A 24498-nucleotide genomic window follows, 5' to 3' on the forward strand; every position below is an offset into this window, starting at 1 on the left:
TCGCACCCGGCCCCGATCATGGTTAAAAGAGGCTGGTCCGGATTCGCATTCGCGGATCCGTTCGCGTGGCTCGGTCTCGGTGAGGCGGCATAGGCGGGTTGGATGTTCTACTGGTTGATCGAGCTGACGAATACGTTTCCGAGCCTTGCGATGTTTCGCGGGCTGCTCAACGTGTTTCGTTACATCACCTTCCGGACCGGTGGTGCCGTCGTCACGGGCGCGCTGTTCGTGTTCCTGTTCGGCCCGTGGATCATCGATCATCTGAGGTTGCGCCAGGGCAAGGGACAGCCGATCCGCACCGATGGCCCGCAATCGCACATCATCAGCAAGAAGGGCACGCCGACCATGGGCGGCCTGATGATCCTGTCCGGCCTCGTCGTCTCGACCGTGCTCTGGGCCAATCCGCTCAACCCCTATGTCTGGATCGTGCTCGCGGTCACGCTCGGCTTCGGCTTCGTCGGCTTCTACGACGACTATCTCAAGGTCACCAAGCAGTCGCATTCGGGCTTTGCCGGCCGCCTCCGCTTGATGATCGAGGCCGCGATCGCGCTGGTCGCCTGCTACGCGCTGGTTCGCCTCGGTCGCGATCCGTCGTCGACCGGCCTTGCGATCCCCTTCTTCAAGGACCTCGTGTTCAAGTTCGGCTGGATGTACGTGATCTTCGGCGCCTTCGTCATCGTCGGCGCCGGCAACGCCGTCAACCTGACCGACGGGCTCGACGGCCTCGCGATCGTGCCCGTCATGATTGCCTCGGCGAGCTTCGGCCTGATCGCCTATCTCGCCGGCAACGCCGTGTTCTCCGACTATCTGCAGATCCATTACGTGGCGGGCACCGGCGAGCTCGCGGTGCTCTGTGGCGCGGTGCTCGGCGCCGGACTCGGCTTCCTCTGGTTCAATGCGCCGCCGGCGTCGATCTTCATGGGCGACACCGGCTCGCTTGCGCTCGGCGGCATGCTCGGTTCGATCGCGGTCGCGGTGAAGCACGAGATCGTGCTGGCCGTCATCGGCGGCCTGTTCGTGCTCGAAGCGGTGTCGGTGATCGTGCAGGTCGCCTCGTTCAAGCTGACCGGCAAGCGCATCTTCAGGATGGCGCCGATCCATCATCATTTCGAGCAGCTCGGCTGGACCGAGCCGCAGATCGTGATCCGGTTCTGGATCATCTCGGTGATGCTGGCGCTGGTCGGCCTGTCGACCCTGAAGCTGCGCTGACATGATCCCCGTCACCTCATTCGCCGGCAAGACGGTTGCCGTGTTCGGGCTCGGCGGTTCGGGTCTGGCGTCGTGTCACGCGTTGCGTGCCGGCGGCGCCGAAGTGATCGCGGCCGACGACGGCGCTGATCGGATGACGGAAGCGGCGCAGGCGGGTTTCATCACCGCCGATCTGCGCACCGTCTCCTGGGCGAACTTCGCCGCGCTGGTGCTGGCGCCGGGCGTGCCGCTGACGCATCCCGTCCCGCATTGGACCGTATTGAAGGCGCGCGAGGCCGGCGTCGAGGTGATCGGCGACATCGAGTTGTTCTGCCGCGAGCGCAGGCGCCACGCGCCGGATGCGCCGTTCGTCGCCATCACCGGCACCAATGGCAAGTCGACGACGACGGCGCTGATCGCGCATCTGATGCGCGTGGCCGGCTACGACACCCAGATGGGGGGCAATATCGGCACCGCGATCCTGTCGCTGGAGCCCGCGCGCATGGGCCGGGTCCATGTCATCGAGATGTCGTCCTATCAGATCGACCTGACGCCGTCGCTCGATCCGACGGTCGGCATCCTGATCAATGTCAGCGAGGACCACATCGATCGCCACGGCACGATCGCGAACTACGCGGCCGTGAAGGAGCGGCTGGTGGCCGGCGTCCAGCCTGCGGGCACCGCGATCGTCGGCGTCGACGACGGGTTTTCGCGTGCGGTTGCCGATCGGCTGGACCAGGCCGGCAAGCGCGTCGTGCGCATCTCGGTGAAGAATCCGCTGGCCGACGGAATGTATGTCGAGCACGAGACGGTCATGCGCAGCGCCGGTGGGGCACGCAGCGAGATCGCCCGGCTCGGCGGCATCGGCTCGCTGCGCGGCCAGCACAATGCGCAGAACGCGGCCTGCGCCGCGGCCACCGCGCTCGCGCTCGGTGTCGGTCTGGACGTGCTGCAGCAGGGGCTGCGCAGCTTCCCGGGTCTGGCGCACCGGATGGAGCAGGTCGGCCGCCGCGCCAACGTGCTGTTCGTCAACGATTCCAAGGGCACCAACGCGGATGCGACCGCGCATGCGCTGTCGTCGTTCGCCGACATCTTCTGGGTCGTCGGCGGCAAGCCCAAGGCCGGCGGCATCACCAGCCTCGCAGGCTTCTTCCCGCGCATCCGAAAAGCGTATCTGATCGGCGAGGCGGCCGCCGAGTTCGCCGGCACGCTCGGCGACCAGGTGCCGCACGACATGTCCGGCACGCTCGAGGTCGCGGTGGCCCGGGCCGCCGCCGACGCTGAGGCCTCAGGGCTGAAGGAGGCCGTCGTCCTGCTGTCGCCGGCCTGCGCCTCGTTCGACCAGTTCCGCAATTTCGAAATCCGCGGCACCCGCTTTCGCGAACTGGTGCAGGCGCTGCCGGGGGTGGAGCCGGTGGTGTAGCGAACGGACGTTGCTGGCTCGAGATCCGTGATCATGCTATGATTGCGGCATGGAAAGTCAGGCGGAATTGCTCGTTTCCAAAGACCTGCTCTCCGATCTCGAACGGCGTTTCTTTTGGTGGGAGCCGGTGGGATCGGAGCCTCGTTCGCCGGCGCGAATCCTCGCGCAAGCGATGAGCTTTGCCGGCTTCGACGAGATCCTCAGATTTGAACGGGAGCTGGGTCCCGACCTGCTCGTCGACGTGATGCTGAGCGCACAGCCGGGTTGGATCGATGCCCGTTCGTGGGAGTTTTGGCGCGGCCGCCTGATGCGCGCGACCGGGCGCGTGGTCCCTCTGGAGGCGCCGACGAGATCGTTCGATGCGTGACCAGTTTGATACGCACCTCGACATCCTGCCTCTGGCCCAGCAGCAGGTTTGGCCGGAGCTGGCGCCGGCCCCGGATTTGGGCTTCGTGCTCTATGGGGGAACGGCCGTCGCACTCCATCTGGGCCACCGAACGTCAGTCGATTTTGACTTCTTCAAAGCTGAGCCGCTCGACAAGGCGAAAATCTCGTCGGCCCTTCGGTTCATGCGGGACGCGCAACCTCTTCAGGAGGACGTCAATTCTCTCATCGTGGATGCGGTCGCGCCAGCGGGTCGCGTGAAAGTCTCGTTCTTCGGTGGCCTTGCCTTGGGACGGATCAACGACCCATTGCAGACCCGTGATCGGGTCCTGCTGGTGGCGTCTCTCGAGGATCTCCTTGCAACGAAGCTCGAGGCTATCCTCGATCGCGCCGAGGCAAAAGACTATCGTGACATTGCTGCGATGTTGCTTGCGGGAGTATCCTTGGAGCGAGCGCTCGGCGGATTTGCAGCAATGTTCAGGAGCGACGCAGCTCTGCCATTGAAGGCCCTCGGCTTTTTCAAGGATGGTGACTTGCCGTCACTCTCCCAGGATGATCGCGACGTTTTGTGCCGGGCCAGGGACGGACTGTGTGAGATCGGGCGGATCAATTTGCAGGCAGGCTTGTTGCCGAAGTCAGATGCTTGAGCGCGCTCGGACGGTCGATGCTTCAAGGCCAGCGATTCCATTAACCCTTCGATAACCATCATGGGCGCCAATGGGCTGATTCCTTCAAGGCCTCAGGTGGACGCCCGATGCTCTCCCGTGAAGAACGCAATCCGCTGTCCGACTGGTGGTGGACGGTCGACAAGCCGCTGCTGGGCTCCATCCTTGCGCTGATGCTGTGCGGGGTGATCCTGTCGCTGGCGGCGAGCCCGCCCGTGGCGACCCGGATCGGGCTCGATGCCTTCCATTTCTTCAACCGTCACGTCCTGTTCCTGCTGCCGTCCTTCGTCGTGCTGATCGGCGTCTCGTTCCTGTCGCCGCGGCAGATCCGGCGCAGCGCGCTGGTGGTGTTCGCGATCGCCATCGTGCTGATCGTGCTGACGCTCGCCATCGGTCCCGAGGTGAAGGGCTCGCGGCGCTGGATCACGCTGGTCGGCGTCAACATCCAGGCCTCCGAGGCGGCCAAGCCGGCCTTCGTCGTCGTTTCCGCCTGGCTGTTCTCGGAATCCGCGCGGCGACCCGACATGCCGGCGACGACGATGGCGCTGGTGCTGCTGCTGATGCTGGTGTCGCTGCTGGTCATGGAGCCGGATTTCGGCCAGACCATGCTGATCCTGATGGTCTGGGGCTCGCTGTTCTTCATCGCCGGTATGCGCATGATCTGGGTTGCAGGCCTCGCCGGCGCTGCCGGTGCCGGACTGTTCGGCGCCTATCTGCTGGTTCCGCACGTCGCCGGCCGCATCAAGCGCTTCATGAATCCGGCCTCGGGCGACACCTTCCAGGTCGACACCGCGATGGAGGCGTTCTCCAATGGCGGCTGGTTCGGACTGGGACCGGGCGAGGGCATCGCCAAGCGCAGCCTGCCGGACAGCCACACCGACTTCGTGTTCGCGGTGGCCGCCGAGGAGTTCGGCATCATCCTCTGCCTGGCGCTGGTCGCGCTGTTCGGCTTCATCGTGATCCGCACGCTGTCGCGCGCCTATGCCACCGAGGACGGCTTCGCGCGTTTCGCGGCCTCGGGCCTCGCGATCCTGTTCGGCATCCAGGCAGCGATCAACATCTCGGTCAATTTGCAGCTGATCCCGGCCAAGGGAATGACCTTGCCCTTCATCTCCTATGGCGGCTCCTCGATCATCTCGCTCGCCTATGGCGTCGGCATGATGCTGGCGTTGACCCGGCAGCGGCCGCGCATGGAGGTCGAGGCGACGGATGCGGCCGGCGCGATGCGCAACTACGCGTGAGGCTGCATGGGTTTCGAGCCGGCCGGCCGCTCGCAATGACGACACATTGCCTGTAAACAAGCCCGCATGACCTCTCCTGCGCCCCTCATCCTCCTGGCCGCCGGCGGTACCGGCGGCCATCTGTTTCCGGCCGAAGCGCTCGGCGTCGAGCTGATCAAGCGGGGCTATCGCGTCCGTCTCGTCACCGATGCCCGCGCGCTGCGCTACAGCGGCCTGTTCACCAAGGACATGATCGACGTGGTGCCGAGCGAGACGGTGCGCAGCCGTTCGCCGGTGGCGCTCGCCCGCACCGCGCTGCTGCTCGGCACCGGCACCGTGGCCGCTTTCAATCTGATGCGGCGGCTGAAGCCTTCGGCGGTGATCGGTTTCGGCGGCTATCCGACGGTGCCGCCGCTGCTGGCCGCGCGGCTTGCCGGCGTGCCCAGCCTGATCCACGACGCCAATGCCGTGCTCGGCCGCGCCAACCGCTTCCTGTCCGCGCATGTGAAGGCGATCGCGACCTCGCTGCCGGGCGTGCTCGACCGCGATCCGGCGCTGGCGGCCAAGACCACGACGGTCGGTACGCCGATGCGTCCTGCGATCCTGGACGCAGCGGCCGTGCCCTATGTCGCGCCGGACCCCTTGGGCCCGCTGCGGCTGCTCGTGATCGGCGGCAGCCAGGGCGCGCGAGTCATGAGCGACATCGTGCCCGGCGCGATCGAGCGGCTCGAGCCCGCGCTGTGGAGCCGGCTGGTGCTGACCCAACAGGTCCGTCAGGAGGACATGGCGCGGGTGCGCGCGGTCTATGACCGGCTCAAGATCAATGCCGAACTCGCGCCCTTCTTCACCGACCTGCCGGCGCGGCTCGCGGCCAATCATCTCGTGATCTCGCGCTCCGGCGCCGGCACGGTGGCCGAACTCGCGGCGATCGGCCGGCCGTCGATCCTGGTGCCGCTGCCCGGCGCCATCGACCAGGACCAGTTCGCCAATGCCGGCGTGCTGTCGGAGGCCAACGCCGCGATCCGGATCGTGCAGTCCGAGTTCACGCCCGCCCGGCTCGCTTCGGAGATCTCGGCGCTCGCCGCCGACCCGCCGCGTCTGGCTGCCATGGCCCAGGCCGCGCGCGCCGCCGGGCGGCTCGATGCCGCGGAGCGCCTGGCCGATCTCGTGATCGAGACGGCGGCGCTCTAGTCGAGTGAGAGCGCGGTGATGCGATCATGAACCAGAGGGCGGACGACGGCGCCATCGTGGCGGACGATCATCCGATGCATCTGCGCCGCCATCCCTCCTTCGTGCCGGTGTTCGTCGGATTCTGCGACCAGCTGATCGCGCCGCTGCGCGGCCAGCGCCTGATGATCAAGCTGTTCGGTCAGCGCGCTCCGACGGAGATCGCCGCTCATATCGTGATGATGCACCTGTCGGCGCGCAAGCCGGTCGAGCGGCCGACCCTGACACGGCTGCAGGCGCGGCTGCCAGGTCCGCGGCAGACGGCGGCATTCGTCGCAGTATTGCGCGGCCTGTCGCTGGTGAACGTGGAGCGCGATCCCGCAGATGCAAGGATCCGCTATCTGGTGCCGGGTCCGGTCATCCTCGACGGCCTGCGAGGCTGGCTTGCCGTGCATCTGGATTGTCACGCCCGGCTGACGCAGATCGACGAATTGAGTTCTCGTCTGCAGAGCGATGCCGGCTTCTACGCCGAGACGATCCGGCAATGTGCGACCTGGCTCGATCGCGCGAACCGGCCGCTGACGGCATTCTCCGACCTTGCCTGGACCGACGAGCACGACAGCGGCATCCATCTCGCGCTGACGCTCGTTGCCCGTTCCGCCGGCGGGCGCGAGGCCATCGCGATGTCGACCGCCGAACTCGCGAGCTCGCTCGGTGTCTCCCGCTCTCATATCCGCAATCTGCTGGCGGCGATGGAGGCGCGTGGTCTCGTGCGCTTTGACGACGGACGCCGGCGCCTGTCGCTGGCGCCGGGTTTTGTGGCTTCTGTCGAGGCCTGGTTCTGTCACCAGGTGTGCTGGCTCGCCGCGGCGGCCGCACGCGCGGATCGCGCGCTGCGTCGGCCGCTTGAATTGCGTCAGATCATCGTGACCCGACCGGAGCCGATGTCATAGATGCCGCCGACGATCTTCACCTTGCCGTCGGCGACCATGCGGCTGACGATCGGCTTGGCGGTCGACAGGCGACGGACATTGCTGCGCACGTTCTCCGCGGTGGCCTCGGCCGGCAGATCCTGCGGCTTCTTCGCGATCGCCGCCTCGACGCCGGGTTTGAGCGCATTGATCAGTGCGGGGAGGTGGCCTGGCAGCTTGGTGCCGTCCTTCAACACCTTGATCGTGGCATCGATCGCGCCGCAGCCGCTATGGCCGAGCACGAGCACCAGCGGCGTGCCCAGGAACTTGACACCATATTCGAGGCTGGCGAGGCCGTCGTCGTTGACGAAATTGCCAGCGACCCGGACCACGAACAGCTCACCGGGCGCCTGATCGAACACCAGCTCCGGCGCCACCCTGGAATCCGCGCAGCTCACGATCGCGGCGATCGGGTACTGTGCCGCGGCGCGCGCCGCCCGGCCGGCGGAGAAATCCTTGTTGTCGAGATTGCCGGCGACGTAGCGCGCATTGCCGTCGACGATGCGCTTCATCGCGTCGTCCGGAGAGATCGCGTTGGGAGTTGTCACGCTGTCTTTCGTCGGTTTGGCGTCCTTCGCAAAGGCGGGGAGTGCGCCGACCGCCGCGGCAGCCAGCACGGCGCCGCCGCCGAGCAGCCTGCGGCGGGATAATACGGGGGATTGCGTTTCACACAGCGAGCACATCGGCGGGGGTCTCCATCCAGGATTGAAAGGTGCGCGCCCGGCACGCCGGCCGCAGTATGAGCCATGCCACGCGAATTGACGCAGTGAACGCGCAAAAATTGCAGGTATCGGGCTAGGGATGGGTTCCGTGCGATCGCGCTTAACGAGTCCTGAATGGGGGCCAGCCCGGAGGGAACTGCCAGCGCCCGTCACCGGTCGGCCGAACCGCCAAAATCGGCCATAAATCGGGCGCGCGTCCGCGAATTTGGCAATGTTTACGGCCCGAGCGGACTTGTCCCGGTCGGTCATGTCTTGCAAGAAGGGCTGATGATTCGTGGCTGCGCCCCTCTCCTGACGGGCGCCCGGACCCCTTGAGACGAGACGCCCCCATGAGATTGCCGCGCGAAATTGGACCCATCCACTTCGTCGGGATCGGCGGCATCGGCATGAGCGGTATCGCCGAGGTGCTGTGCAATCTCGGCTACACGGTGCAGGGGTCGGACGCGTCCGACAACGCCAACGTTGCGCGCCTGCGCGAGAAGGGCATTACCGTCAGCGTCGGCCACAAGGCGGAGAATGTCGCGGGTGCCGATGTCGTGGTGGTCTCGACCGCGATCAAGCGCGACAATCCGGAGCTGATGGCGGCGCGCGCCCAGCGCATTCCCGTGGTGCGCCGCGCCGAGATGCTGGCCGAGCTGATGCGGCTGAAGAGCTGCGTCGCCATCGCCGGCACCCACGGCAAGACGACCACGACGTCGATGGTCGCGACGCTGCTCGATGCCGGCGGGCTCGATCCGACCGTGATCAATGGCGGCATCATCAATGCCTATGGCACCAATGCGCGGCTCGGCGCCGGCGAGTGGATGGTGGTCGAGGCTGACGAGAGCGACGGCACCTTCCTGAAACTGCCTGCGGATGTCGCGATCGTCACCAATGTCGATCCCGAGCATCTCGATCATTTCAAGACCTTCGACGCCGTGCAGGAGGCGTTCCGCGCCTTCGTCGAGAACGTGCCTTTCTATGGCTTCGCCGTGATGTGCATCGATCATCCGGTGGTGCAGGCGCTGGTCGGCAAGATCGAGGACCGCCGCATCATTACTTATGGCGTGAACCCGCAGGCCGACGTGCGTCTCGTCGACCTCACCCCGATGGGCGGCGGCTCGAGCTTCAAGGTCGTGTTCCGCGACCGCAAGAGCGGCGCGACGCATGAGATCGCCGACATCGCGCTGCCGATGCCGGGCCGGCACAATGCCTCGAATGCAACGGCTGCCATTGCCGTTGCCCGCGAGCTCGGCCTGTCCGACGAGGCGATCCGCAAGGCGATCGCAGGCTTCGGCGGCGTCAAGCGCCGCTTCACCCGCACCGGCGAATGGAATGGCGTGACCGTCATCGACGATTACGGTCATCATCCCGTGGAGATCGCGGCCGTGCTGAAGGCGGCGCGCGAATCCACCAAAGGCAAGGTCGTCGCCGTGGTGCAGCCGCATCGCTACACCCGGCTGCAGTCGCTGTTCGAGGAGTTCTGCACCTGCTTCAACGATGCCGACGCGGTCATCGTCGCCGACGTCTATCCGGCCGGCGAGGCGCCGATCGAGGGCATCGACCGCGATCATTTCGTGCTCGGCCTGCGCGCCCACGGCCATCGCGACGTTGTGCCGCTGCCGAAGGCCGTCGACCTCGCCGGCCTCGTCAAGGATCTTGCCAAGCCGGGCGACCTGGTCGTGTGCCTCGGCGCCGGCAACATCACGCAATGGGCCTACGCGCTGCCGAACGAGCTCAAGGCGTTGGGGTAGGGCGGTGAGCTTTCCCGACATCACGCCCGATCTCAAGGCCGCGATGCCCGAACTACGCGGGCGGCTGCTGGCCAATGAGAGCCTCGCACCGCTGACCTGGTTTCGTGTCGGCGGACCGGCGCAGGTGCTGTTCACGCCTGCGGATGCCGACGACCTCGCTTATTTCCTGAAGCATGTGCCGGCCGAACTGCCGGTCCAAGTCATCGGTGTCGGCTCCAACATGATCGTGCGCGACGGTGGCGTGCCGGGCGTGGTGATCCGGCTGGCCCCGCGTGCCTTCGGTGAGGTCAAGGCCGAGGGAGATGTCGTCAGCGCCGGCACAGCGGCGCTCGATAAACGGGTCGCCGAGGTCGCGGCCTCCGCGAACCTCTCGGGCCTCGAATTCCTGTTCGGCATTCCCGGCACCATCGGCGGGGCGCTGCGGATGAATGCCGGCGCCAATGGCGGCGAGACCAAGGACATCCTGGTCGAGGCGACCGCGATCGACCGCCGCGGCGAGACGCATCGCTTCACAAATGCCGACATGAAGTTCACCTATCGTGCGAGCGGCGTCGATCCGTTGCTGATCTTCACGGCGGCGCGCTTTCGCGGCACGCCGTCGGGGCCCGAGGCCATCCGGGCGCGCATGGCCGAGGTGCAGGCGCATCGCGAGACCGCCCAGCCGATTCGCGAGAAGACCGGCGGCTCGACCTTCAAGAATCCGCCGGGACATTCGGCCTGGAAGCTCGTCGATGCCGCGGGCTGCCGCGGTCTCAAGGTCGGCGGCGCCCAGGTCTCCGAAATGCACTGCAACTTCCTGATCAACACCGGCAACGCCACCGCCGAGGACATCGAGACGCTCGGCGAGACCGTGCGGAAGCGGGTCGAGGCCCACTCGGGCATCGCGTTGCAGTGGGAGATCAAGCGGATTGGAATCAAGGCGAGCTGAGCTCGTCTGTTTGCTCAAGCAGCTCGGCGCAACCGCGACCGCAGTTGCAGATCAACCGGGAACATCTTGATGCGCACCACGATTCTGTTCGGCGGCTCCAACAAGGAACGGCTCGTGTCGGTCGCCAGTGCGCAGGCGCTGCACGCGGCGCTGCCCGACGCGGATCTCTGGTTCTGGGACGCCGACGACACCGTGCATCAGGCGAGCGGCACGGCGTTGGCCGCGCACGCCAAGCCCTTCGAGGAGCCGTTCACCGCCGACGGCGCCCGGATCGGGACGCTTGCCGAGGCGCTCGATCGTGCCAAAGCGGAGGACCGCGTCCTGGTGCTCGGCCTGCATGGCGGCCGGGCCGAGAACGGCGAACTTCAACTGATGTGCGAGCTTCGCGGTGTGGCGTTCACGGGCTCGAGTGCGGCTGCCTCGCACCTCGCCTTCGACAAGGTTGCGGCCAAGCGCTTCGCCGTGCTCGGCGGGGTGACCGCGGCGGAAGGCGTCGCGCTCGACGATGCCGAAGCTGCGCTGACGCGCTACGGCCGCCTGATCGCCAAGCCGGTGAAGGACGGCTCGAGCTTCGGGCTGATCTTCATCAACGCCAGGCAGGACCTCGTCGCCGTCAGGGCGGCGGCTGCGACCGAGGAATATCTGATCGAGCCGTTCGTCACGGGGACGGAGGCGACCTGCGGCGTGCTCGAACGGTCCGATGGATCGCTGATTGCGCTGCCGCCGATCGAGATCCTCCCGGCCGACGGCGCCTTCGACTATTTCGCGAAATATCTCGCGGCGGCGACGAAGGAGATCTGTCCGGGACGCTTCAGTCCGGAGGTCACGGCCGCGCTGCAGACCGAAGCGATCAAGGCGCATCGCGCGCTGTCCTGCGGCGGCTATTCGCGCACCGACTTCATCGTCTCGGCCGATGGGCCGGTCTATCTCGAGACCAACACGCTGCCGGGACTGACCGCCGCCTCGCTGTATCCGAAGGCCTTGGCGGCGGAGGGCATCCCCTTCGTCGATTTCCTGCAGCAGCAGATCGCCCTGGCCGAGCGGCGCGTTCGCAGATAGGCGCGTTCGATAGCCGCCCCGCGGGAACCCGGCCCGGCGTCACCCGGTGGTTCCCGTAACCTGTAAAATGCTTAAGAATTCCCGGCAAGGTCCTCATAAATCGGAGAAAAAAATCGCCTCCGCGGACCGATTTTACTTTTTGTTTACCAGGACGTCCGAAGGTTAACGCTGGCGCCCAGTGGTGCTCGGCCGCCGGAGCGAGCCGTCGCGACGAACGCATCGCGATGGTCACCAGCGTCCGGCCGGGACTGCAGGCGTCGGTCCGCGACGTATTTGCGGGCACAAACAGTTGATGAGCTCGTGCAATGGATGGTGCAGGACGCCTCGCTCGATCGCAGAGGCCTCAAGCGAACCTGAAAGCCGCTGCCCTTGGCGCGGCAATCCTGCTGCGCGAGTATGTCTCAGCCCATCTTCCACGCTTCAGGTTCGCGCCGCGCGGCACGAAAAAGACGCTCGGTGGACGGCCCGCCCGCAGGGACCGGGCCGACATGCAGGCCGCGCTCGCACCGATGATCGAGCGCGAGGCGCCGCCACGCGTGGTCGACTTCGTCGAGCGCTATCTGCCGCGGCGTCTCGGCACGGTGGCGACCGTGGCGCTGCTGTTCGGCAGCGTCTGGCTCGGCATCGTCAAAGGCGGCCACGCCCAGGACGTCAACGCGGCGCTGTCCGACACCCGCAATGCCCTGGCCAATGCGGCCGGCTTCCGCATCACGGCGGTGGCGATCAACGGCCGCAAGCAGCTGACCCAGGACGAGGTGCTCGCGATCGGCGGCGTCTCCGGCCGCTCGTCGCTGCTGTTCCTCGATGCCGCCGCGGTCCGCGACAAGCTCAAGGCCAATCCCTGGATCGCCGAAGCGACGGTGCAGAAGTTCTTCCCGAACCAGCTGCAGATCGACATCGTCGAGCGCAAGGCGTTCGCGCTGTGGCAGCAGGACGGCCGCCTCTCGGTGATCGCCGACGATGGCGCCGTGCTCGAACAATATGTCTCCCGCCGCTTCCTGACCTTGCCGCTCGTGGTCGGCAAGGGCGCCGAAAGCCGGGCGCGTGATTTCCTTGCGCTGCTGTCGCGCTATCCGCAGGTGCGCGCCGTGACCAAGGCGGCCGTGTTCGTCGGCGAGCGCCGCTGGAACCTGCGCACCAAGGATGGTCTCGACATCCGCCTGCCCGAGAACGACGTCGGCAACGCGCTGGCGACGCTGAGCCAGCTCGACCAGGACGACAGACTGTTCTCGCGCGACATCGTCGCGATCGACATGCGCCTGACGGACCGTCTGACGGTGCAATTGTCCGACGACGCCGCGAAGGCCCGCGAGGATCTGTTCAAGGACAAGGCGAAGTCCAAGAAGAAAGCCGGTGACGCATGACCGGCTTCGAACGCCAGACCCCGAAGACGCGCCCGATGGGGCAGAAGCGCACCGCGCTGGTCGCCTCGCTCGACGTCGGCACCAGCAAGATCGCCTGCATGATCGCGCGTCTGCGGCCGGCGCCGCCGAGCGACGCGCTGCGCGGCCGCACCCATGCGGTCGAGCTGATCGGTTACAGCCAGATTCAGTCCCGCGGCGTCAAGGCCGGGGCCGTCGTCGATCCGGTCGAATGCGAGCAGGCCGTGCGCCAGGCGGTCGCGCTGGCCGAGCGGATGGCCAAGGTGCGGGTCGAGTCGGTGCTGCTGCCGGTCGCCGGCGGCCGCGTGATGGGCCACCTGATCGAAGCGACATCGGACATCCGCGGCGGCGCCGTGACCCAGGCCGACGTCAGCCGCGTGACCTCGACCGGCATGCACCATGCCACCGGCGAGGGGCGGGCGGTGCTGCATGCCCTGCCGGTCGGCTACACGCTCGACGGCGTGAAGGGCATTCGCGATCCCCGCGGCATGCTGGCCCGGCAGTTCGGCGTCGACATGAACGTGGTGACGACCGACGCCACCGTCGCCAAGAACCTGATGCTCGTGGTCGAACGCTGCCATCTCAACGTCGAGGCGATGGCGGCGAGCCCGTATGTCGCCGGGTTGTCGGTGCTGACCGACGACGAGGCCGACCTCGGCGCCGCCGTTGTCGAGATGGGCGCGGGCACCACGACGATCGCGATCTATTCCGGCGGCCGCTTCGTCCATGCCTCCGGGTTTGCGCTCGGCGGGCACCACGTGACCATGGATCTTGCGCGCGGACTATCAGCGTGCATTGCAGATGCCGAGCGAATCAAGACGTTATATGGCACGGTGCTGACTGGCGGGTCCGACGCGCGTGAGTTGATGTCTGTTCCGACGGCCGGTGACAACGAGCGGGATGTTCCGCAGATCGTGTCCCGCGCCACCATCGCGAACATCGTCAGGCACCGCGCAGAGGAGATTTTTGAAATGGTCCGCGACCGGCTGAAGGATTCGCCCTTTGCGGCAGAACCCAAGGCGCGCGTCGTCCTCAGCGGAGGAGCCTCCCAGCTGACGGGCCTCGTCGAACTCGCGACGCGGATTCTCGACCGCCCGGTGCGGGTCGGCCGTCCGCTCGGCTTCGGCCGTCTCCCCAACGAGGCCAAGAACGCCGCCTTCGCGGTGCCCACCGGGCTCTTGGTCTATCCGCAATACGCGCACCTCGAACATGTCGAACCGCGGCATACGCGGCAGGTCGGGACAGGAACCGACGGCTATTTCGGAAAGGTCGGACGATGGCTACGCGAGGGCTTCTGATGACCGAATTCCGTCCCATGCGAATTTCATCAACACCACCCGCGGCCGGCGGCCGGGGCGAACCCACGCGCGCGTGATCGAGAGGCAACCATGGCACTCACTATTACCCCTCCTGATATCCACGAGCTGAAGCCCCGGATCACCGTGTTCGGCGTCGGCGGCGCGGGTGGCAACGCCGTCAACAACATGATCACGGCGGGCCTGCAGGGCGTCGACTTCGTCGTCGCCAACACCGACGCGCAGGCGCTGACGATGTCGAAGGCGCAGCGCATCATCCAGATGGGCACGCAGGTGACCCAGGGCCTCGGCGCCGGATCGCAGCCCGATGTCGGCGCGGCCGCCGCGCAGGAGGTGATCGACGAGATCCGCGATCATCTCTCGGGCGCCAACATGGTGTTCGTGACCGCCGGCATGGGTGGCGGAACGGGCACGGGGGCGGCTCCGGTCATCGCCAAGACCGCGCGCGAGATGAACATCCTCACGGTCGGTGTCGTCACCAAGCCGTTCCACTTCGAGGGCGCGCGCCGCATGCGCACCGCGGAGATGGGCATCGCCGAGCTGCACAAGGTCGTCGACACGCTGCTGATCATCCCGAACCAGAACCTGTTCCGGGTCGCCAACGAGAAGACCACCTTCGCCGACGCCTTCGCGATGGCCGACCAGGTGCTCTATTCCGGCGTCGCCTGCATCACCGACCTGATGGTCAAGGAAGGCCTGATCAATCTCGACTTCGCCGACGTCCGCGCCGTCATGCGTGAGATGGGCAAGGCGATGATGGGAACCGGCGAAGCCTCCGGCGAAAAGCGTGCGCTGACCGCCGCCGAAGCCGCCATCGCCAACCCGCTGATCGACGATTCCTCGATGAAGGGCGCCCGCGGCCTGCTGATCTCGATCACCGGCGGCAAGGACCTGACCCTGTTCGAGGTCGACGAAGCCGCGACCCGTATCCGCGAGGAGGTCGACCAGGACGCCAACATCATCGTCGGCGCCACCTTCGACGAATCGCTCGACGGCCTGATCCGCGTCTCGGTGGTCGCCACCGGCATCGAGCAGGCGCAGTTCAACCGGAACGTCACGACGACTGCACAGCCGGCGGCGGCTGTCGCTCCGATTGCCGCCGCCCCGACCGCTCATGCGGGTCTTCCTGAAACCCGGCTCGCCGACCTGACCGCGCGCCTGCGTGCCGACAATCAGCGGCTGGCCGAACGCGCCGCCAAGCTCGAGCAGCAGGCGTCGCAGGCACCAGTCGTTGCCGCCCCAATGCCGGCGCCGATGGCGCCCGCGCCGCGCCCGGCTCCGAATCTCGAGCGCGATACCCTGGCGGCGGTGGCTGCCGCGATGGCGAGCGAGCCTGCGGCGGTGTCGGCACCGGTGCAGCCCGCCTCCTATGGCGATGTGACGGTGCGGCCGATCGCTCAGAAGCCGTCGCTGTTCCCCGAGCCGGAGGCCCAGCGCGCGGCCTCCGTGGAACCGGTGGCTCTGCCGGAGACGTTCATTCCGCAGGCGGCTGAGCGGGTTCCGGCCCGCGCCCAGCGCATGCCGAAATTCGAGGACCTGCCGATGCCCGCGCAGGCCGAAATCCGACAGGCGCGGGGCGACGAGGGCGACGATCATCCGCAGAAGACCCGGATGTCGTTGCTGCAGCGCCTCGCCAATGTCGGTCTCGGCCGCCGCGACGAGGACGCCGAACCGCCGATGTCGGGCAGGGCAGCCGCTCCGGCGATGCCGCAGATGCCGCCGCTGCCGGAACGCAAGCCGCAGCGGAACGTTGCTCAGCAGGTTGCGAGCCACGAATCGCCCGTCTCGGAATATGCCCGCCGTCCGGCACCTCAGGGTCTGGATGCCCATGGCCGTCCGGCGCCTGTGTCCCCGGCGCCACAGGGCGACGACCATTTGGATATCCCGGCCTTCCTCCGCCGGCAGGCCACCTGAGAATTGTTACAGCCCAGAGGGTTCAGAACAGGCCCGGCTCGCGAGAGCCGGGCCTTTTCGTTGGGGTCCCGAAGGACGTGCGCGATTGTTCAACTAACTGATTTTAAATGATTAATTATTCTTTGGGTGTTTAGGTGGGGAGCGGGAAGGGTAAAGGCCGCGTTCCAGTTTGGTTAAGGCTTGGCGCGAATACGGCAGAGATGGGGTAACAATCCGTAAAGAAGCGTGAGTTGGCGCTCTTCGGACCCCTGGCTAAGGTTTGCCGTGACTTGGGGAATGCCTGGAAATGAGTCGGTCGCGAGGGGCGGCCGATAGGGGTTCAGGCGGGGTCTTGGGCGATCGTCGATGAAATTCAGCCGGCAAACAACGCTTCGTTCGCAAGCCACCGTTACCGGTGTAGGCGTCCACTCCGGCGCCCCGGTCAGCCTGACGATTGGACCCGCACCGATCGATGCCGGCATCGTGTTCCTCCGCACCGGCCTCGATGGCGCTGACCGCGAAGTCCAGGCCTCCTTCGGTTCGGTGATCGCCACCGAACTCGCCACGGTCCTGGGCGACCGTGATGGCCCGCTGGTCTCCACCGCCGAGCATGTTCTCGCCGCCCTGCGCGGCATGGGTGTCGACAACGCCGTGATCGAAGTCGACGGCCCGGAAGTTCCGATCATGGACGGCAGCGCGGCTCCGTTCGTGGCTGCGATCGACCAGGCCGGAATCGTCAATCAGTCCGCGCCGCGCCGCTACATTCAGGTGCTCAAGCCGGTTCAGGTGACGATGGGCGCCTCGATGGGCGAACTGCGCCCCAACAATTCGGGCTTCCGCGTCGAGGTCGAGGTCGACTTCGCCAATGCGGTGATCGGCCGTCAGGCCTACCATTTCGAGCTCAATCCCGAGCGCTTCCGCCGCGAGATTTCTCGCGCTCGCACCTTCGGCTTCATGAGCGACGTTTCGCGGCTCTGGAATGCTGGTTTCGCTCTGGGCTCGTCGTTCGACAACACGCTGGTGTTCGACGAGGAGCGCCTGCTCAATCCCGAAGGTCTCCGCTACGCCGACGAATGCGCCCGCCACAAGGTGCTGGACGCGATTGGCGATCTGGCGCTGGCCGGCTTGCCGCTGCTCGGCACCTACCGTTCGGTCCGTGGCGGCCACAAGCTGAATCACGCGGTCCTGACCGCATTGATGGCCGATCGGACCGCGTGGCGGCTGGTCGAGGGCGAGACGGTGCGCCGTCCGCGCGTTGCGGCAGAGGCCGTCGGCGGCATGGTCGGTGGCATGGTTGCTCCGGCCTACGGTCCCGACGTGTCCTGAGCATCCGGCTCCCGGCTGGATTCGGGAGCGATCTTTGCATCATTTGATGCCGTGACCGGCGAGATTGCGTGCTTTTGTCGCGGCGTTGTCATCGGCGCGCTGAGTTTGCCCCTGGTTTTTTGTCAATGTTTGTTGCCGGCCGGGTTTTCCTGGTCGATGGGCCCCGGCATTTCCGGCTTTTCCAACGGCGTCTGCAGCGGTGACCCTGATGCGCGGGCGCAGCCTCGGTCTCGCCTTAATCCGGGCGGATTGGCTTCCTATGCGGTTGGTTGATGAAGTGTTTTCGGTTAGAGAGGCCGGGGTCGCGTGATGCGGATTACCGGCGGGGCTCTTTCCTTCGCGGTCATGAGATGATGATCATGGTGCGCGGCGTAGATCAGATCACAGGCATCGGGTTCCAAAGAAGCATGTCGAACCAGCGTCTCACGCGCGACCTCTCTCATCCCGCATTGTCGGTCGGCCGCGGTCTGCGGCTCGCGGCATCGCTGGCGCTGCTGGCGCTTCCCCTGGCGGGATGCGGCACCGGCGGCCTGTGGGACAAGTTCATGGCCAAGGACGACACCTTCGTCGATGAGCCCGCGGACAAGCTCTACAATGAGGGCTTGTACCTGATGAACGAGAAGAAGGATGTGAAGGGCGCGACCAAGAAGTTCGAGGAGGTCGATCGCCAGCATCCCTATTCCGACTGGGCCCGCAAATCGCTGCTGATGTCGGCCTACGCTTCCTATCAGGCCGGCGATTACGACGGCTGCATCGGCGCCGCGACCCGCTATGTGACCCTGCATCCGGGCAGCCCGGACGCTGCCTACGCGCAGTACCTGATCGCGGCCTCGCATTACGACCAGATCCCGGACATCAGCCGCGACCAGGGCCGCACCGAGAAGGCGATCGCCGCGCTCGAAGAGGTGGTGCGCAAATATCCGACCTCCGAATACGCCACCAACGCCAAGGCCAAGATGGAGGGCGCCCGCGACCAGCTCGCCGGCAAGGAGATGGATGTCGGCCGCTACTACATGCAGAAGCGCGACTACACCGCGGCGATCAACCGCTTCAAGGCCGTGGTGACGCAGTACCAGACCACCCGCCATGTCGAGGAAGCGCTGTACCGGCTAACCGAGGCCTACATGACCATCGGCATCGTCGGCGAGGCGCAGACGGCGGCCGCCGTGCTCGGGCACAACTTCCCGGACAGCAAGTGGTACAAGGATGCCTATAATCTGGTGAAGTCGGGCGGTGTGGAGCCCGAAGAGAACAAGGGCTCCTATATCTCGCGGGCATTCAAGAAGCTCGGCTTGGGCTGACAGCTCTGCGGCCGGATGATCTGATCCGGCTTTGTTCTCAATTCTTGTTTTGTTCTCATTTCTCTGCTAGGGTCGAGTCGTTCGCTCAGGGGCTTTGCTGCCCCCTTTACGAAGGACTTGAGCCTCCATGCTGGCGCGACTGTCTATCCGTGACATCGTCCTGATCGAACGACTCGATCTCGAGTTCGCCCAGGGACTGGCGGTGCTGACCGGCGAGACCGGCGCCGGCAAGTCGATCCTGCTCGACGGGTTTGCCTTGGCGCTCGGCGGTCGCGGTGACGCCAGCCTGGTGCGGCATGGCGCCGACCAGGGGCAGGTCACCGCCGTGTTCGAGATCGGCAAGGACCATCCGGCGGCGAGGATCCTCGCCGCGAATGGCCTCGACGCCGACGGCGAGATGATCCTGCGCCGGGTCCAGTATGGCGACGGCCGCACCCGCGCCTTCATCAACGACCAAGCGGTCAGCGTTCAGACCTTGAAGGCGATCGGCGCCACCCTGGTCGAGATCCACGGCCAGCATGACGAGCGCGCGCTGGTCGATGCCGCCACACATCGCCGGCTGCTGGATGCCTTCGCGGGTCTGGAGAAGGATGTCGCGGCGGTCGAGCAGCTCTGGGCCGCACGCCGGACGGCGACCACCGCACTGGAAGAGCATCGCGCCAGCATGGAGCGCGCCGCGCGCGAGGCCGATTATCTGCGCCATGCCTCGGACGAACTGAAGAAGCTGGCGCCGAAGGAGGGCGAGGAGACGCAACTGGCTGCCCGGCGCACCGCGATGATGCAGGGCGAGAAGATCGCGGGCGATCTGCGCGATGCCCAGGATGCCGTCAGCGGCAACCAGTCACCGATCGCTGCGCTGGCGGCGGCCGTCCGCCGGCTGGAGCGGCGCGCGGTCAGCTCGCCGGCGCTGGTCGATCCGGCGGTGAAGGCGATCGATTCGGCGATCAACGCGCTGGAGGAAGCGGACCAGCATCTGACGGCGGCGCTGATCGCGACCGATTTCGATCCGTTGGAACTGGAGCGCATCGAGGAGCGGCTGTTCGCGCTGCGGGCTGCCGCACGCAAATATTCGACGCCGGTCGACGGCCTCGCGGCGCTGGCCGCCAAATATGCCGCCGATATCGTGCTGATCGATGCCGGCGCCGAGCAGTTGAAGAAGCTGGAGGCGGCGGCTGCGACAGCCGATGCCCGCTACGCGGCGGCGGCGGTCAAGCTGTCGGCGGCGCGCACCAAGTCTGCCGAGAAGCTGAACCGAGCGGTTCATGCCGAGCTTGCCCCGCTCAAGCTCGAACGCGCCAAGTTCATGACCCAGGTCGACAGCGACACCGAGGCACCGGGGCCCCAAGGCATCGACCGGGTCGAGTTCTGGGTCCAGACCAACCCGGGCACGCGTCCGGGCCCGATGATGAAGGTCGCCTCCGGCGGCGAGCTGTCGCGGTTCCTGCTGGCGCTCAAGGTGGTGCTGTCCGACCGCGGCTCGGCGCCGACGCTGGTGTTCGACGAAATCGACACCGGGGTGGGCGGCGCGGTGGCCGACGCCATCGGCGCCCGGCTGGCGCGGCTCGCGCATGGCGTCCAGGTCATGGCGGTGACGCATGCGCCGCAGGTCGCTGCAAGGGCGGACCAGCATCTGTTGATCTCGAAGGATGCGCTCGACCGCGGCAAGCGGGTCGTCACCCGGGTCAACACGCTCGCCACCCTGCACCGCCGCGAGGAGATCGCGCGCATGCTGGCCGGCGCCGAGGTCACCGCCGAGGCGCGCGCCGCGGCGGACCGGCTGCTGGAGGCCGCGGCGGCGTAAGTTTGAGGGTCCAGGCCGAACGCTTTTGGCTCCGGCGCGCGCATTGTGTACACCGTCATTTCGGGGCGGCTCCAGACCGCTCCCGTTTTGACGAGCAGACATTACGCAGCATGCCCAAGACAGCCAAACCCAAGAAGCCCGCCGACGTCGCCGACCTCACCAAGGCCCAGGCCAAGGTGGAATGGAAGCGGCTGGCGCTGGAACTGGAGACCCACGACCGGCTCTACTACCAGGACGATCAGCCGAAGATCTCGGACGCGGCCTATGACGAGCTGCGCCGTCGCTTCAATGCCATCGAGACGCGCTTTCCCGAACTCGTGAGCAGTTCCTCGCCGTCGCAGAAGGTCGGCGCCGCGCCGTCCGGCCGGTTCAAGAAGGTGCGGCACGCGGTGCCGATGCTGTCGCTCGACAACGCCTTCGCCGAGGAGGACGTGCGCGACTTCGCCGGCCGCATCGCGCGCTTCCTCAAGCTTGCCGAGGATGACCGTATCGATTTCTCCGCCGAGCCGAAGATCGACGGGCTCTCGATGTCGCTGCGCTACGAGGGCGGCGAACTGGTCACCGCCGCGACCCGCGGCGACGGCACCGAGGGCGAGGACGTCACCGCCAACATCCGCACCCTGAAGGACGTGCCGCAGAAGCTGCACGGCCGCAACCTGCCCGACATTTGCGAGGTCCGCGGCGAGGTCTACATGACCAAGCAGGCCTTCCTCGCGCTGAACGAGCGCCAGAAGGAAGCCGGCGACACCATCTTCGCCAATCCGCGCAATTCCGCTGCCGGCTCGCTGCGCCAGAAGGATCCGACCATCACGGCGTCGCGGCCGCTCGGCTTCTTCGCCTATGCCTGGGGCGAGATGAGCGCAATGCCGGCCGGCACGCAGAGCGGCATGATCAAATGGTTCGAGCATTGCGGCTTCTCGACCAACCCGCTGACCAAGCTGTGTCGGTCGGTCGACGAACTGATCGCGTTCCATCATCAGATCGAGGCGCAGCGCGCCGAGCTCGACTACGACATCGACGGCGTCGTCTACAAGGTCGACCGCATCGACTGGCAGGAGCGGCTCGGCTTCGTCTCGCGCACGCCGCGTTGGGGCATCGCACACAAATTCCCGGCCGAGCGCGCCATGACCGTGCTCAAGGACATCGAGATCCAGGTCGGCCGCACCGGCTCGTTCACCCCCGTCGGCAAGCTGGAGCCGGTCGGCGTTGGCGGCGTGATCGTGCAGAACGTCACGCTGCACAACGAGGACTACATCAAGGGCATCGGCAACAAGGGTGAGAGCTTGCGCGAGGGCCGCGACATCCGCATCGGCGACACCGTCGTGATCCAGCGCGCCGGCGACGTCATCCCGCAGGTGGTCGATGTGCTCATCGACAAGCGGCCCGCCGATGCCGCGGAATTCCACTTTCCGAAAAAGTGCCCGTGTCCCCTCCACACCGACGTCGTGCGCGAGGAGATCGCCACCGGCGAGGAGGGCTCTCGCGCGCGCTGCACCGGTGAGTTCGCCTGTCCTTATCAGAGGATCGAGCATCTCAAGCTGTTCGCCTCGCGCCGCGCCTTCGACATCGACGGCCTCGGCGAGAAGCAGATCCAGTTCTTCTTCGACCAGGGCTGGGTCAAGGAGCCGGCCGACATCTTTACCCTGGCCGCACGCAACGCCAAGCTGAAGCTGGAGGAGGTCGAGGGCTATGGCGAGACCTCGGTGCGCAACCTCTTCAATGCGATCGAGGCGCGGCGCCAGATCGCGCTGGAGCGCTTCATCTATGCGCTCGGCATGCGCCATGTCGGCGAGACCACGGCCCTGGCGCTGGCGCGCGGCTACGGTTCATGGGACGCGTTCCACGATGCCTGCCTGAAGGTCGCCAACGGCGATGAGGAGGCGATCGCCGAGATGGATGCGCTCGACCAGATCGGCGACACCGTGATCAAGAGCGTTGCGGCCTATTTCGGCGAGGACCACAATCGCAAGATCGTCGAGCGGCTGACCAAGGAAGTGACGATCCAGGATGCGGAGAAGCCGAAGCGCAACTCGCCGGTCGCCGCCAAGACGGTGGTCTTCACCGGCACGCTGGAAAAGATGACGCGCGACGAGGCCAAGGCGACCGCAGAGCGGCTCGGCGCCAAAGTGTCGGGCTCGGTGTCGAAGAAGACCGACTACGTCGTCGCCGGCCCCGGCGCCGGCTCCAAGCTGAAGGAGGCGCAGAAGCACGGCGTGCAGGTGCTGACCGAGGACGAGTGGCTGAAGCTGATCGGGGAGTAGCAATCCCGCGGTGTTGGTCGCCGTCAACGCTGGTTGCTACACCCACAACTGTCATCATCCGCGAACGCGGATGATCCAGTATTCCAGAGGCAGTCGTGATAGAGTCGATCCGCCTCGGCGTACTGGATACCCGCCTGCGCGGGTATGACACCGAGAGGAACGCGCGTGCGTACAATCCCTCGCGTCCGTGGTCACATCACCGTCGTCACATTACCCCGGCGTCATCCTCTTCCGCAGCCTCGATCAGCTCCCTCGTCATCGTCACCGATGTGCGCGGGACCAGGAAGATCATGCTGCAGACGCAGGCCAGCGACAGCGCGAGGATCGCCGACGTCAGCGGCAGCGTCGTGGCGTAATGGCCGCCGAGATACGCGCCGAGTTGCGAGGTGAGCGCGCCGATCCCCATTTGCAGGAAGCCCATCGCGCCGGACGCCGTGCCCGCCGCGCCCGGCCGCACGCTGATCGCGCCCGCCGCGGAATTGGCCATGACAGCGGCATTGGCGAACATGATCAGCATCTGCGTACCGAACAGGATCGACGGTACCTGGTTGAAGCCGAACAGGCTCCAGCTGAAGTTCAGCGCGGCGCCCGTGAGTTGCAGCCCCAGTCCGAACCAGATCAGACGGTCCAGGGAATGCCGCGGCGCGTAGCGCACGCAGAACAGGTTGCCGACGAAATAGGCAAAGCCGGTGGTCGCAAACCACGCGCCATATTCCGCCGATGAGCGGCCCATCTGCACCTCGACGATGTAGGGACCGCCGCCGGCGAAGGCGAAGATGATCTGCGACGCCAGCACCTGGCACAACATGTAGCCAAGGAACGCGCGGCTCTTCGCCAGCGCGGCGATGTCGCCGCGGAAGCTTGCGCCCTCGACGCGGGCCGGGCGCGTCTCCGGCAGCGCCAGCGTCACCGCTACGGCCACCGCAATCGAGGCGGCAGCGACGACGTAGAAGATCGCGTGCCACCCGAACGCGATCTCGATCAGGCCGCCGGTCAGCGGCGACAGCATCTGCGCGATCATCATGACGGCGACGACGAGGCTGATCATCGCGCCGATGCGCTCGCGCGGATAGAGATCGCGGATGATGGCGCGGCTGATGACCATGCCGCTGGCGCCGCCGAGCGCCTGAAAGAAACGCGCGGCGATCAACTGCGGCAGCGTCTCGGCGAAGATGCAGCCGAAGCTGGCCACGATCGACAGCGCGAGCCCCGCGAGCATCACCGGACGGCGGCCGAACCGGTCCGACAGCGGTCCCAGCAGCAATTGCGAGATCGCGATGCCGATCATGTAGAACGACACCGTCATCTGCACGACGGAGGCATCGCGGTCGAAGGTCGTCGCCAGCAGCGGCAGCGCCGGCACCAGCAGGTACAGCGAGATCGGCGCCAATCCGGTCATGACGACGAGCAGGATCAGCAGTGTGCGCGACGGCGTGGCACGCGGTGGCGCGGCCACGGGCGGTCTGCTGATCATTCCATGCATCGGGAGGTGTCGCTCGGATCGTTTCGGACCAAGTCGACTGTAGCGACCTTCCGCGTCACGGAAATGCCTGTTTCCGCATGAGGCCATACCGGGAGCGGGACAGTTGCATCAAGCGTCCTGCGGTCTGGACCCGCCGTCGCGAGTGTCCGAGCATGGCGCTGGCTCGTCCGAGCGATCGTGTAGTTCGTGACCTGATCCGTAGGGTGGGGTGTGTCCTGAAACGATCATAGACCCAGTGGGATGAGGAGACCACACGAGCTGAAGTCGATGGGGCT

Annotated in this window: 19 protein-coding genes; 17 read left to right on the plus strand and 2 right to left on the minus strand. The window is 66.5% G+C overall.

Going from position 1 to position 24498, the window contains the following annotated elements; genetic code table 11:
• The first annotated feature begins 102 nt into the window (after window positions 1-102).
• From mraY to ACQR1B_RS34670, 7 genes are all read left to right on the plus strand, one after another.
• Window positions 103-1209, plus strand: coding sequence for a phospho-N-acetylmuramoyl-pentapeptide-transferase (gene mraY, locus ACQR1B_RS34640; protein WP_434837386.1), 1107 nt, complete (start codon window positions 103-105; stop codon window positions 1207-1209).
• Window position 1210: 1 nt separating this feature from the next.
• Window positions 1211-2611, plus strand: a complete 1401-nt coding sequence (gene murD, locus ACQR1B_RS34645) for a UDP-N-acetylmuramoyl-L-alanine--D-glutamate ligase (RefSeq protein ID WP_434837387.1) — start codon at window positions 1211-1213, stop codon at window positions 2609-2611.
• Between the two features lie 49 nt (window positions 2612-2660).
• On the plus strand, window positions 2661-2978 hold the full coding sequence (locus ACQR1B_RS34650; RefSeq protein ID WP_434837388.1) for a hypothetical protein: 318 nt from the start codon (window positions 2661-2663) through the stop codon (window positions 2976-2978).
• Window positions 2971-3642 (plus strand): nucleotidyl transferase AbiEii/AbiGii toxin family protein, encoded by a 672-nt coding sequence (locus tag ACQR1B_RS34655; protein ID WP_434837389.1) that lies wholly within the window; start codon window positions 2971-2973, stop codon window positions 3640-3642. Before ACQR1B_RS34650 ends, ACQR1B_RS34655 begins: the two co-directional genes overlap by 8 nt.
• Window positions 3643-3749: 107 nt before the next feature.
• Complete coding sequence (ftsW, locus tag ACQR1B_RS34660; protein WP_434837390.1) at window positions 3750-4901, plus strand: putative lipid II flippase FtsW; 1152 nt, start codon at window positions 3750-3752, stop codon at window positions 4899-4901.
• A 66-nt stretch (window positions 4902-4967) separates the two neighbouring features.
• Window positions 4968-6071, plus strand: a complete 1104-nt coding sequence (gene murG / locus ACQR1B_RS34665; protein ID WP_434837391.1) for an undecaprenyldiphospho-muramoylpentapeptide beta-N-acetylglucosaminyltransferase — start codon at window positions 4968-4970, stop codon at window positions 6069-6071.
• A 26-nt stretch (window positions 6072-6097) separates the two neighbouring features.
• Complete coding sequence (locus ACQR1B_RS34670) at window positions 6098-7000, plus strand: helix-turn-helix domain-containing protein (protein ID WP_434837392.1); 903 nt, start codon at window positions 6098-6100, stop codon at window positions 6998-7000.
• On the opposite strand, the gene ACQR1B_RS34675 is transcribed toward ACQR1B_RS34670, so the two are convergent.
• On the minus strand, window positions 6964-7701 hold the full coding sequence (locus ACQR1B_RS34675) for a carbonic anhydrase (protein WP_434837393.1): 738 nt from the start codon (window positions 7699-7701) through the stop codon (window positions 6964-6966). The genes ACQR1B_RS34670 and ACQR1B_RS34675 overlap by 37 nt on opposite strands.
• Before the next feature lie 368 nt (window positions 7702-8069).
• Here ACQR1B_RS34675 and murC point away from each other — a divergent pair, with 368 nt between their 5' ends.
• The 10 genes from murC to ligA all read left to right on the plus strand — a co-directional run bounded on the left by murC (window position 8070) and on the right by ligA (window position 22740).
• On the plus strand, window positions 8070-9473 hold the full coding sequence (gene murC, locus ACQR1B_RS34680; RefSeq protein WP_434837394.1) for a UDP-N-acetylmuramate--L-alanine ligase: 1404 nt from the start codon (window positions 8070-8072) through the stop codon (window positions 9471-9473).
• Between the two features lie 4 nt (window positions 9474-9477).
• A complete protein-coding gene (murB, locus tag ACQR1B_RS34685) occupies window positions 9478-10401 on the plus strand; it encodes a UDP-N-acetylmuramate dehydrogenase (RefSeq protein WP_434837395.1) in 924 nt (307 codons plus the stop codon).
• Between the two features lie 69 nt (window positions 10402-10470).
• Complete coding sequence (locus ACQR1B_RS34690; protein WP_434837396.1) at window positions 10471-11460, plus strand: D-alanine--D-alanine ligase family protein; 990 nt, start codon at window positions 10471-10473, stop codon at window positions 11458-11460.
• Window positions 11461-11765: 305 nt separating this feature from the next.
• Window positions 11766-12824 carry a cell division protein FtsQ/DivIB gene (locus ACQR1B_RS34695; RefSeq protein WP_434837397.1) on the plus strand — a complete coding sequence of 353 codons (1059 nt, stop codon included), beginning with the start codon at window positions 11766-11768 and terminating at the stop codon, window positions 12822-12824.
• The gene (gene ftsA / locus ACQR1B_RS34700) at window positions 12821-14140 is read left to right on the plus strand and encodes a cell division protein FtsA (RefSeq protein WP_434837398.1); all 1320 of its coding nucleotides are present in this window, start codon (window positions 12821-12823) and stop codon (window positions 14138-14140) included. Before ACQR1B_RS34695 ends, ftsA begins: the two co-directional genes overlap by 4 nt.
• Window positions 14141-14230: 90 nt before the next feature.
• On the plus strand, window positions 14231-16072 hold the full coding sequence (ftsZ, locus tag ACQR1B_RS34705; protein WP_434837399.1) for a cell division protein FtsZ: 1842 nt from the start codon (window positions 14231-14233) through the stop codon (window positions 16070-16072).
• A gap of 345 nt (window positions 16073-16417) precedes the next feature.
• Window positions 16418-17377 (plus strand): UDP-3-O-acyl-N-acetylglucosamine deacetylase, encoded by a 960-nt coding sequence (lpxC, locus tag ACQR1B_RS34710; protein WP_434837400.1) that lies wholly within the window; start codon window positions 16418-16420, stop codon window positions 17375-17377.
• Window positions 17378-17784: 407 nt separating this feature from the next.
• Window positions 17785-18678, plus strand: coding sequence for an outer membrane protein assembly factor BamD (locus ACQR1B_RS34715; RefSeq protein ID WP_434837401.1), 894 nt, complete (start codon window positions 17785-17787; stop codon window positions 18676-18678).
• Between the two features lie 127 nt (window positions 18679-18805).
• On the plus strand, window positions 18806-20479 hold the full coding sequence (recN, locus tag ACQR1B_RS34720) for a DNA repair protein RecN (RefSeq protein WP_434837402.1): 1674 nt from the start codon (window positions 18806-18808) through the stop codon (window positions 20477-20479).
• Between the two features lie 110 nt (window positions 20480-20589).
• Window positions 20590-22740 carry an NAD-dependent DNA ligase LigA gene (ligA, locus tag ACQR1B_RS34725; RefSeq protein WP_434837403.1) on the plus strand — a complete coding sequence of 717 codons (2151 nt, stop codon included), beginning with the start codon at window positions 20590-20592 and terminating at the stop codon, window positions 22738-22740.
• 205 nt (window positions 22741-22945) lie between these two features.
• On the opposite strand, the gene ACQR1B_RS34730 is transcribed toward ligA, so the two are convergent.
• The gene (locus ACQR1B_RS34730) at window positions 22946-24223 is read right to left on the minus strand and encodes a multidrug effflux MFS transporter (RefSeq protein ID WP_434837404.1); all 1278 of its coding nucleotides are present in this window, start codon (window positions 24221-24223) and stop codon (window positions 22946-22948) included.
• Between the last annotated feature and the right edge of the window lie 275 nt (window positions 24224-24498).

Origin of the sequence: Bradyrhizobium oligotrophicum (assembly GCF_051168495.1) — a bacterium.
Taxonomy (GTDB): Bacteria; Pseudomonadota; Alphaproteobacteria; order Rhizobiales; family Xanthobacteraceae; genus Bradyrhizobium; species Bradyrhizobium oligotrophicum_A.